Genomic DNA, 10,182 nt, shown 5'->3' with positions numbered 1-10,182 from the left:
CTTCTTTTCAGCGTGATAGAAAACCTTTGAAGTCTAGGAAGTTCGAGCACTGGAGCGGAGCGAATTTGACATTCGTGAGCACCAGCGCGCAGGACTGACACCGAATGCGAGGGTTTGTCTACACGCTGAAAGGAATAATAGCTCGCTATTATTCCTTTTTACATGGTCAAAAGACAAGAATTGGCCGTATCTCACGTAATGCTTGTTTTTTGAACTGTGCATCATATAACATAGAACGTAAAGACAAACTGAGAATGAAACGCCTAGGGGGGTCAAATATGAATAAAGGTCAAAGGCATATTAAAATTAGAGAAATCATTGCAAGCCAAGAAATCGAAACACAAGATGAATTGGTCGATATTTTGAAAGCCGATGGATATAACATCACACAAGCGACCGTTTCTAGAGATATTAAAGAATTACATTTAGTGAAAGTTCCGACGAACAATGGAACATATAAATACAGTCTTCCTGCGGATCAGCGGTTTAATCCGCTGTCAAAGCTGAAGCGATCCCTAATGGATGCATTTATTAAAATGGATGCTGCCAGTCATTTAATTGTTCTTAAAACAATGCCGGGTAATGCTCAGGCGATTGGTGCTTTAATGGATAATTTAGATTGGGAAGAAATTATGGGAACGATTTGCGGGGATGATACCATTTTAATCATTTGCCGCACCCCAGATGATACAGAGACAGTTTCGAGCAAAATTTTAGAGCTTCTATAAAGAATCAGGTTTACTAAAAGAGGTGTCAAATGAGTGTTAGCAGAACTAACCATTAAAAACTTTGCAATCATTGAAGAGTTAACGGTTTCATTTGAAAAAGGACTCACGGTTCTAACGGGGGAAACAGGTGCCGGAAAATCCATCATGATTGACGCTGTCTCACTTCTCGTGGGAGGAAGAGGGTCCTCTGAATTTGTCCGCTACGGTGAAAAAAAGGCAGAGCTGGAAGGGCTTTTTCTTGTACCAGCCGATCACCCTGTATTTGCTCTATGCGAAGAGCAGGGAATTGACGCATCAGATGAAATGATGATCCTCCGCCGTGATATTAACAACAGCGGGAAAAGCATTTGCCGGATTAATGGAAAGCTTGTCACCATCTCACTTTTACGGGAAGTAGGACGGCTTTTGCTTGATATACATGGACAGCACGATAACCAGCTGCTCATGGAAGATGAAAATCATCTGCATTTGCTCGATCAATTTGGAGCAGAAGAAATTGCACCGGCTCTCTTGCAGTATCAAGAAGCATATGATCAATATATGAAGACGGCTCAAAAGCTCAGGCAGCTGTCTGAGAATGAGCAGGAAATGGTGCACCGCTTAGATTTACTGCAATTTCAGCTAGAGGAGATTGAGGCGGCACAATTAGAGCCGGGAGAAGATGAGAGGCTTCAGGAAGAGCGACATCAAATCAGCAACTACGAAAAAATCTATTCCTCACTCCAAAACGCGTATAACGCTTTGCGTAATGAGCAAGGAGGACTAGATTGGGTTGGTATGTCCTCAAGCGAGATTGAGCAAGTGTCTGAGATCAACGATGATTTGAAAAAGTTATCTGAACAAGTGTCGAACTCCTACTACTTATTAGAGGATTCAACCTTCCAAATGCGAAGCATGCTGGATCAATTAGAATTTGATCCGGCTCGTCTTGATTTTATTGAATCCAGGCTGAATGAAATGAAGCAGTTAAAACGAAAATACGGCACAACCGTTGAGGAAATTTTGGAGTATGCGGCGAAGATTGAAGAAGAAATAGATCAAATCCAAAATCGAGACAGCCATCTGCAGACGCTCAAAAATAAATTAGATGCGATGAGCCGTGATGCCCTGCTGGAAGCACTTAACGTTTCAGAGCTGCGTAAAAAATGGGCCAAAAAGCTAGCAAAGCAAATTCAAACAGAGCTCAAGGATTTGTATATGGAGAAGTCATCATTTGACACAGCTTTTTCTGTTCGATATGCGCCATTTGGCAGCACCGATTGTCCGCTATTAGACGGAAAACCTGTCCAGCTCGGGAAAAATGGAATCGACCAAGCACAATTTGTCATTTCTACAAATACAGGCGAACCGATGAAATCTTTATCGAAAGTAGCCTCAGGTGGAGAAATTTCACGTGTCATGCTCGCTGTGAAGAGTATTTTCTCAGCTAAACAAGACGTCACATCCATTATTTTCGATGAAGTTGATACAGGTGTCAGCGGCAGAGTGGCACAAGCCATTGCTGAGAAAATTTACAAAGTTGCGTCTGGATCACAAGTGCTCTGTATTACACACCTGCCTCAAGTAGCCGCAATGGCTGACACGCATCTCTTCATTTCGAAACGCTCGAAAGCGGGCAGAACACTGACGAGTGTCAAACCATTAAGTCATGAAGAAAAAGTGAGTGAAATTGGCCGGATGATTGCCGGTGTGGAAGTGACTGAGCTGACAAAACAGCATGCAAAAGAACTATTGCACCAAGCAAATGATGTCAAAACAACAGGGTAGCTGAATCATCAGCTGCCTTTTTTTATGTTGTGTAAAAGCCGGCGTATATACCCATAAAATCGTCTTTTTCTTTTATCAATTTATCCAATCATTTTCTAAAGCTGCCGGTTATAAATCCTCTCGAAGAAGGCAAAAGTAAAGATGTAGCCAAAACATGAGTGTTCTGGTGTGGGTAAGGAGCGAGGAGAGTGAAAAATGAATGCCCGAAAAGATGAGAAAAGCCATTGGTGTGATTCTCCTTGTTTCTTTAATAAGTACAGGGTTTATGAGCATAGTGAAGGAATATATCAGCATTCCAACAAATGTTGCTGTATTTGAAAAACAAAAGCACTCAATTGACACATCGATTGAAGCGTCAGCCAATGCTTCTTCACCAGCCTTTAGCCTTTCAGAGAAAAAGAATCAGCTGGATATTACAGGACAAAAGGCGGGAAAAGCCGAAATTGTTTATGATTTTAAAGGATTTCCTATTAAGAAAACAAAAGTTGACGTTCTCCCTGAATTAAAAGTCATTCCTGGAGGTCAATCCATTGGCGTCAAGCTCCACTCTGTAGGAGTTCTCGTTGTAGGTTTTCATCAAATCACAACAGCAGACGGCAAAAAATCACCAGGTGAAGCCGCAGGCATTCAATCAGGGGATATGATCATTGAAATCAATGGTCAAAAAATGGAGAAAATGAATGACCTCACCCCATTTATTCAGAAAGCAGGGAAAACGGGTGAAACGCTTCGTTTGCTCATAAAGAGAGATCATAAAACCTTTCAAACAACATTAACACCCGCAAAAGATGCAAGTGAAGGCATCTATCGAATTGGTCTTTACATTCGTGATTCTGCAGCAGGAATCGGCACGATGACCTTTTTTGAACCTTCATCTAAAAAATATGGTGCCCTTGGGCATGTGATTTCTGACATGGATACAAAAAAACCAATTGTTGTCGACAATGGTGAAATTGTTAGATCAACCGTGACATCGATTGAAAAAGGCACAGGAGGCAATCCTGGAGAAAAATTGGCGAGATTCTCTTCCGAAAGAAAAACAATAGGAGATATCTCCCGCAACAGCCCTTTTGGTATCTTTGGTACGTTAACCGAAAAGCTTGAAAATCATGTAGCAGATAAACCACTTCCAGTCGCTTTATCTAATGAAGTAAAAGAAGGCCCAGCAGAAATTTTAACCGTTGTGGATCATGATAAGGTGGAGAAGTTTGATATTAAAATTGTCAGCACAACACCGCAGAAATTCCCAGCAACTAAAGGAATGGTATTAAAGGTAACAGATGAACGGCTCTTAAGCAAAACGGGCGGAATCGTCCAAGGAATGAGCGGAAGCCCCATCATCCAAAATGGCAAAGTCATTGGAGCTGTCACACACGTATTCGTCAATGATCCGACTAGCGGGTACGGCGTACACATTGAATGGATGCTGTCAGAAGCAGGAATCGACCTTTATCAAAAAAACAAAAAAGCAAGCTGATTAGCAAACTGCCGCGAATCTTCCGGCAGTTTTTTTCTACCCTTTCTTTCTCTTCCATCATGTTATAAAATAAGGAAAAAGAGATTTTTCGACAAAATGGAAAAAAGCTTGTTGTCAAATTGCAATAATCGTCGATTCGTTAAGAAAAACGTAGAAAAAGCTAGATAATGCTCTATTATTCGGAAAATTAAAGTTTTTTAAAGGGGATAGCATGGTTTTGTCGAATTCAACACTCAGAAGAGAAATGCAAAAGACTAAAGGAATCGACATTGGGGAGGAAAGAACGTGGAGAAAATTAAAGTGTGTGTAGCTGATGACAATCGAGAGCTTGTTGGCCTTTTGACAGAGTACATTGAGGGACAGGAAGATATGGAAGTACTTGGCGTGGCGTATAATGGTCAGGAATGCCTGACATTATTTAAAGATAAAGAGCCCGACGTTCTCCTCTTCGACATTATTATGCCTCATTTAGACGGTCTTGCTGTACTAGAACGCCTCCGTGAAAACAATGAAATGACAAAACAGCCAAGTGTGATTATGCTAACGGCATTTGGACAAGAAGATGTCACGAAAAAAGCAGTTGATTTGGGCGCATCCTATTTCATTTTAAAGCCATTTGATATGGAAAACCTAGTAGGTCATATTCGTCAAGTCAGTGGAAACGGCACACAAGTTACCCATCGCTCTTCATCAATCCAAAACAGTGTTCTTCGTAACAAACCTGAACCGAAACGTAAAAACTTAGATGCGAGCATTACGACCATTATTCATGAGATTGGCGTGCCCGCTCATATTAAAGGCTATTTATACTTAAGAGAAGCGATTTCTATGGTGTACAATGACATTGAGCTTCTCGGAAGCATTACTAAAGTGTTGTACCCAGACATTGCAAAGAAATTTAACACGACTGCTAGCAGGGTAGAACGAGCGATTCGTCATGCCATTGAAGTCGCTTGGAGCAGAGGAAACATTGATTCCATTTCCTCACTCTTTGGTTATACTGTCAGCATGTCAAAAGCGAAACCAACCAATTCAGAATTTATTGCCATGGTAGCTGATCGTTTGCGATTAGAGCATAGAGCAAGCTAGTATCTTTTTCATGAAAAAACGTTTCTTCATTGAGACGTTTTTTTATTTTGAAACATATTGTCAAAAATTGGTTATGTTGATAAAATCATCTTAAAGTTTAAATTGGACAAACGGGCTGCTTTATTTTCAGAATAAAATGAAAATAAAGCATGAAAAAAATAAAAAAGACATAAAGTAGTGGTAATCAGCTGCGTCAATCGATCATGAAGTCTTCAAAATAGAAGAAGAAAACGCTCATTCGTAAGAAAAAGGATGAGAGGAAAAGGTCTCATGGATTTGGTAATTAAAGCAAACGAGATCGAAAGTTCTATTTCTATTGACCTGATTGGTTGGCGTTTTAAAGTCACTGGCTTCTTAGAGATTGTGCCATTTGAACTGAATATTCCCATTGTCGAATTTAATAATTTTCACATTCTTTTACTATGCTATAATAATGAAAAGAAGAGGGTGAGGTTATGGGAAAGCTGAAAATCCACTCTGCTGAGGTAGCGAACGAAATTAGCAAGTGGACGAGGGTCATTTCACAGAATGACTTAGAAAAATCTGCTGTCTATAAAGAGAAAATTCAGAATTTGCTAAAAAATACAGATGAAGACCGTGAAGTTCTCCTTTATTATCAGCTTGTTGACGGCAGACATGAAATGTTACTTGGAAATATTGAAAAAGCCAATCAAATTATGAAAAGTGTCGGAACGCTCGATGAGAAGGCAGATGACATTATTAATTTTTATTTTTACTTTTACAAAGGCCAATATGCTGCATATGTGAAAAAGTATGATGAAGCCATTAGCTTTTACAAAATTGCAGAACAGCGGCTAAAACGTGTGAATGAAGACCTGGAAGTAGGAACTTTTCACCATAAGGTTGCTTCGATCTATTACGAACTAAAACAAAATTTCATATCCATTAATCATATTAAAAAAGCCATCGATACATTCAAAGCGCATGAAGAGTACACAGCGCAGGCGATTGACAGCTTAATTTTACATGCAAGTAATTGTATTGATTTGTTCCAATTCGATGAAGCAGAGAAAAAGTATAAAGAAGCACTTGAGAAAAGTAAGCGCATTAACAATGAAGTGCTGATTGGGAAATGCTATCACAATTTAGCGGTTCTTTATTATGCAAAGCATGATTATGAAAAAAGCGCACATTATGCCAAAAAAGGGATGGGCATTCAAATTCACCGTGACAATAGCCATTATTACATCCAATCTTTATATGTTCTGGCGAATGCCTTGGTTCATCTAGGAGATCAAGAGGCGAGGGAATATATTAAAGAGGGTATTTTGTATAGTTGTGATATCCAAAATAATGAATATATAGTAAAATTTGAAATTTTGGATTTGATGTGCGAGAATAGTGGGGCAGCAGACGTATTCTCTGAAAAATTAGACTACATAGAAAAAAATAGATTATATGTGGAGCTTGAGGATTTGTCTGAACAAATATCGAAATACTTCAAGGAACGAAATGATTATCAAAATGCCATTCGTTTTCTTGAAAAGAAATTCGATGCACAAATACTTCAAAAGAAAGTGGAGGTTATCTTATGAAAAAGTTGTTGTTAGGTGTAACCGTTGTTACAGCAGTCGCAGTTGTTTCTTCCCTTTTTGCTCTTGACGCAGAGACGACAGAGCAAGCCATCAGAGCGATTACGTGATCGAATTTATCTGTCAACCTCTTCGTATGAATCAGAAGAGGTTTTTTTTATGCGCTCAAAACTGGAAAAACGAAAAAAGACACGTCATAATGTAAGGAAGCATCATATTTAGAGGTGACCTATGACGAAAATTTTTGCACACAGAGGCTTTAAAGGCATTTATCCTGAAAACACCATGATAGCCTTCGAGCATGCACTCCATTCCGGAGCTGACGGAATTGAGCTGGATGTTCAGCTGACGAAAGACGGCAGACTTGCTGTCATTCACGATGAGAAACTGAACAGAACAACGAATATGAAAGGTTTAGTGAAAGACCATACATATGAAGAATTAAAAGCAGGAGATGCGAGTCATTCTTTCTACGAAGAAACCGGTGCTGTATCCATTCCTCTTTTAGAGGAAGTATTAGAGCTAGTAGCGCAGCAATCATCACTCATCATCAATATTGAACTAAAAAACTCCATTTATCGATATCCGGGTATCGAAGAGAAAGTAAAAAAACAAATCGAGCATTTTCAAATAGAAGACCGTGTACTTGTTTCATCGTTTCATCACGGCAGTTTAGCTCTTTTTCACAAACTGATGCCGCATGTTGAACTTGCTGTTCTCACAATGGATGTGATTCATCAGCCGGAGATGTATATAAAAACAGTACCAGCAAGGGGCTACCATCCAAATATCAAGGGTGCCGGCGTGACCAAAGAGGTTGTGGCGGCTCTCCATGCATCTCAGCAAGTGATCAGGCCGTTTACAGTAAATAGTGAAAAGCAAATGAAAAACATGTTTTCCTTAGGTGTCGATGGCATTTTTACTGATTTTCCTGACCGAGCCGTGAAAATAAGAGAAGAAATGAAATAAAGACCTGCTCTAAATCAGCGGGTCTTTTTTCACGTTTTATCTCTGCTTAAAGCGAGCAGTCACTTTATTTCGTTTACGGTCTCTATATAAAATAAAGCCAGCCACTACATAAAGACCTCCCCCTAAAAATAATAACCCTGCAATTCCTTGCAGCCATAAATATGGAAATGGTGCAATGATGATGCCGAAAACAGTGTCACGCAGCAGCTTAATCCCAAGTGCTGCAAGCGCGCCAGGTATTAAAATAATCACTAGTGCAAGTATTCTCCCCATCAAATGTCCCCTTAAACGTCATTTACTTCCATTGTCTAATTCAAAAAATATTTTGTCAAGAAAGGAAAACGTGGTAATATAAGAGTTGTGCAATTTTTTGCAACGGAAAAATATGGTGTGCAAATTTTTTCATATAAAGGGGTAACGGGATGCAGAGAGTCTTGATTGTCGGTGCAGGACAAGGTGGATCAGCATTGCTGGAAACATTGCTGAAAACAAATACGATTCAAATCATTGCGATCGCCGACCTTGATCATGAGGCACCGGGGATGGTAGAAGCGAAAAAGAATGGAATTGATACGACAACGGATTGGAAAGAATACATAAAAGATGACATTGATATCATCATTGAAACAACAGGCAGTTCAGCAGTGCTGAAAGAACTGATTGAAAAAAAGCCAGAGCACGCAGTCATTGTGCCAAGTTCAATGGCTTACGTTATATCAGAATTAATGTCAGAAAAACAGCAGCTGATCCAAATATTAAAGGAACAAACCTATAAGCATGACCGCATTTTTAATGCAACGAACGACGGGATGATTTTTATAAACATGGATGAAGAAGTTGTCCTGTTTAATCGATCAGCGGCCAAAATGGTTGGATGTTCGCAAAAAGATGCGATTGGCCGTCATATACGAGAAGTGATCCCAAATACAAAGCTTCCCGACATTTTAAGATCGAGAGAGCCAGAATTTAATCAAAAACAATTTCTGAATCAGCAAATACAAATTGTGACAACGCGTTTGCCAATTATTGATGACGCGGGGAGAATGCTAGGTGCTTTATCCATCTTTAAAGATATTACAGATGCCGTTGAGCTTGCGGAGGAAGTGACCAATCTTAAAGAAGTACGAACGATGCTGGAGGCGATCATTCAATCGTCGGATGAAGCCATATCAGTTGTTGATGAGCAGGGAAAAGGGATCTTAATCAACCGGGCATATACGAAAATGACTGGATTAACAGATAAAGAAGTTGTGGGGAAACCAGCAGGTGCAGATATTTCTGAAGGAGAAAGCATGCATTTGAAGGTACTTGAAACAAGGAGACCCGTTCGAGGCGTCAGAATGAAAGTCGGACCGAATAAAAAAGATGTGATTGTCAACGTAGCGCCAGTCATCGTTGATGGCATTTTAAAAGGCAGTGTCGGGGTCATTCATGACGTTTCAGAAATTCAATCACTCACGAATGAATTAAATAAAGCAAGGCAGCTCATCCGGACACTTGAAGCAAAGTACACTTTTGAAGACATCATTGGAGAAAGTGAGCAAATGCTTGTGGCGCTTGAGCAGGCAAAGCTAGGCGCGAAAACGCCAGCCACGATTTTACTCCGGGGAGAATCAGGTACTGGAAAAGAGCTGTTTGCGCACGCCATTCACAATGAAAGTGACCGGAAATATAATCGCTTTGTACGGGTCAACTGTGCGGCATTATCTGAGACCCTTTTAGAGTCAGAGCTTTTTGGCTATGAAGAAGGAGCGTTCTCTGGTGCAAGGCGGGGCGGGAAAAAAGGGCTGTTTGAAGAGGCGAATCAAGGCAGCATTTTTTTAGATGAAATTGGCGAAATGACGCCAAGTACACAGGCGAAGCTGCTTCGTGTGATGCAGGAGAAAGAAATAGTAAGAGTAGGCGGAACAAAGGCTATACCGGTCGATGTTCGTGTGATCACGGCGACAAATGTCAATATTGAAAAAGCGATGGCGGAAGGAAAGTTCAGAGAAGATTTATATTATCGAATGAACAGATACCCGATCTCCATCCCGCCGCTAAGACAGCGCCTTGAGGATATTGACTCGTTAAGTAAACGTCTCATCCAAAAGATCAATTTAGACTATGGACGGAACGTGAGCGGGTTAACGGAACAGGCACTTAATAGACTGCGATCATACAAGTGGCCAGGAAACGTAAGAGAGCTTGAAAATGTACTTGGACGAGCCATGATCTTTTTGAACCCGCAAGAAGAATGGATTGATGAAGACCATATTTCTTTCATGGAGTCAGAAGATCAGGAAGAAAAAGAGCAACAGGAACTGACTGTCAGTCAATTTGAGGGAGAGACACTTTCGGATGCTGTTGAGGCATTTGAAGCGCAGCTGATTAAACAAACCCTTGAAAAGCATCAATTTAATCGCACGAAAACAGCGAAAACGTTAGGGATCAGCATTCGGAACCTTTACTATAAAATGGACAAATATCAACTTGCAAAAGATAGCATGCAATAAAATGCATGTAACCTGCAAAAGATTGCACGAATGTCATGCGAATTGCCTCATATTCACTGCATTTCAAACTGGCACGGAACTTGCATATAAAACATGAACCGAGC

8 protein-coding genes are annotated in these 10,182 nt (G+C 40.2%); 7 read left to right on the top strand and 1 reads right to left on the bottom strand.

All coding sequences use genetic code 11. The features are described 5' to 3' along the window. Positions 1-278 precede the first annotated feature (278 nt). The 6 genes from ahrC to AWT60_RS17495 all read left to right on the top strand — a co-directional run bounded on the left by ahrC (position 279) and on the right by AWT60_RS17495 (position 7,583). The gene (gene ahrC / locus AWT60_RS17520) at positions 279-728 is read left to right on the top strand and encodes a transcriptional regulator AhrC/ArgR (protein WP_024422938.1); all 450 of its coding nucleotides are present in this window, start codon (positions 279-281) and stop codon (positions 726-728) included. Positions 729-761: 33 nt separating this feature from the next. After that, the gene (gene recN, locus AWT60_RS17515; RefSeq protein ID WP_218677570.1) at positions 762-2,495 is read left to right on the top strand and encodes a DNA repair protein RecN; all 1,734 of its coding nucleotides are present in this window, start codon (positions 762-764) and stop codon (positions 2,493-2,495) included. Positions 2,496-2,694: 199 nt separating this feature from the next. Further along, positions 2,695-3,972 carry a SpoIVB peptidase gene (gene spoIVB / locus AWT60_RS17510; RefSeq protein ID WP_025092993.1) on the top strand — a complete coding sequence of 426 codons (1,278 nt, stop codon included), beginning with the start codon at positions 2,695-2,697 and terminating at the stop codon, positions 3,970-3,972. 285 nt (positions 3,973-4,257) lie between these two features. Continuing rightward, complete coding sequence (spo0A, locus tag AWT60_RS17505; RefSeq protein WP_218677569.1) at positions 4,258-5,061, top strand: sporulation transcription factor Spo0A; 804 nt, start codon at positions 4,258-4,260, stop codon at positions 5,059-5,061. Between the two features lie 455 nt (positions 5,062-5,516). Continuing rightward, a complete protein-coding gene (locus AWT60_RS17500) occupies positions 5,517-6,617 on the top strand; it encodes a Rap family tetratricopeptide repeat protein (protein ID WP_024422933.1) in 1,101 nt (366 codons plus the stop codon). A 228-nt stretch (positions 6,618-6,845) separates the two neighbouring features. Continuing rightward, a complete protein-coding gene (locus tag AWT60_RS17495; RefSeq protein ID WP_163115357.1) occupies positions 6,846-7,583 on the top strand; it encodes a glycerophosphodiester phosphodiesterase in 738 nt (245 codons plus the stop codon). Between the two features lie 36 nt (positions 7,584-7,619). Here AWT60_RS17495 and AWT60_RS17490 read toward each other — a convergent pair whose 3' ends face one another. After that, a complete protein-coding gene (locus tag AWT60_RS17490; RefSeq protein ID WP_024422931.1) occupies positions 7,620-7,856 on the bottom strand; it encodes a DUF2627 domain-containing protein in 237 nt (78 codons plus the stop codon). Positions 7,857-8,005: 149 nt separating this feature from the next. On the opposite strand from AWT60_RS17490, the gene AWT60_RS17485 reads away from it, so the two are divergent. Beyond that, entirely contained in the window at positions 8,006-10,078 is a 2,073-nt protein-coding gene (locus tag AWT60_RS17485; RefSeq protein WP_218677568.1) for a sigma-54 interaction domain-containing protein, read from the top strand. Positions 10,079-10,182: the final 104 nt, after the last annotated feature.

This window comes from Bacillus sp. F2HM (genome assembly GCF_019266135.1).
In the GTDB taxonomy this organism is placed as follows: Bacteria; Bacillota; Bacilli; order Bacillales; family Bacillaceae; genus Bacillus; species Bacillus safensis.
This window is presented reverse-complemented; position numbering and strand designations above follow the sequence as displayed.

Excerpts from the sequence above, each read along its gene's own strand:
- ahrC (WP_024422938.1), top strand. The coding sequence starts at position 279 with ATGAATAAAGGTCAAAGGCATATTAAAATTAGAGAAATCATTGCAAGC.
- spoIVB (WP_025092993.1), top strand. The coding sequence starts at position 2,695 with ATGCCCGAAAAGATGAGAAAAGCCATTGGTGTGATTCTCCTTGTTTCT.
- AWT60_RS17500 (WP_024422933.1), top strand. The coding sequence starts at position 5,517 with ATGGGAAAGCTGAAAATCCACTCTGCTGAGGTAGCGAACGAAATTAGC.
- AWT60_RS17495 (WP_163115357.1), top strand. The coding sequence starts at position 6,846 with ATGACGAAAATTTTTGCACACAGAGGCTTTAAAGGCATTTATCCTGAA.
- AWT60_RS17490 (WP_024422931.1), bottom strand. The coding sequence starts at position 7,856 with ATGGGGAGAATACTTGCACTAGTGATTATTTTAATACCTGGCGCGCTT.
- AWT60_RS17485 (WP_218677568.1), top strand. The coding sequence starts at position 8,006 with ATGCAGAGAGTCTTGATTGTCGGTGCAGGACAAGGTGGATCAGCATTG.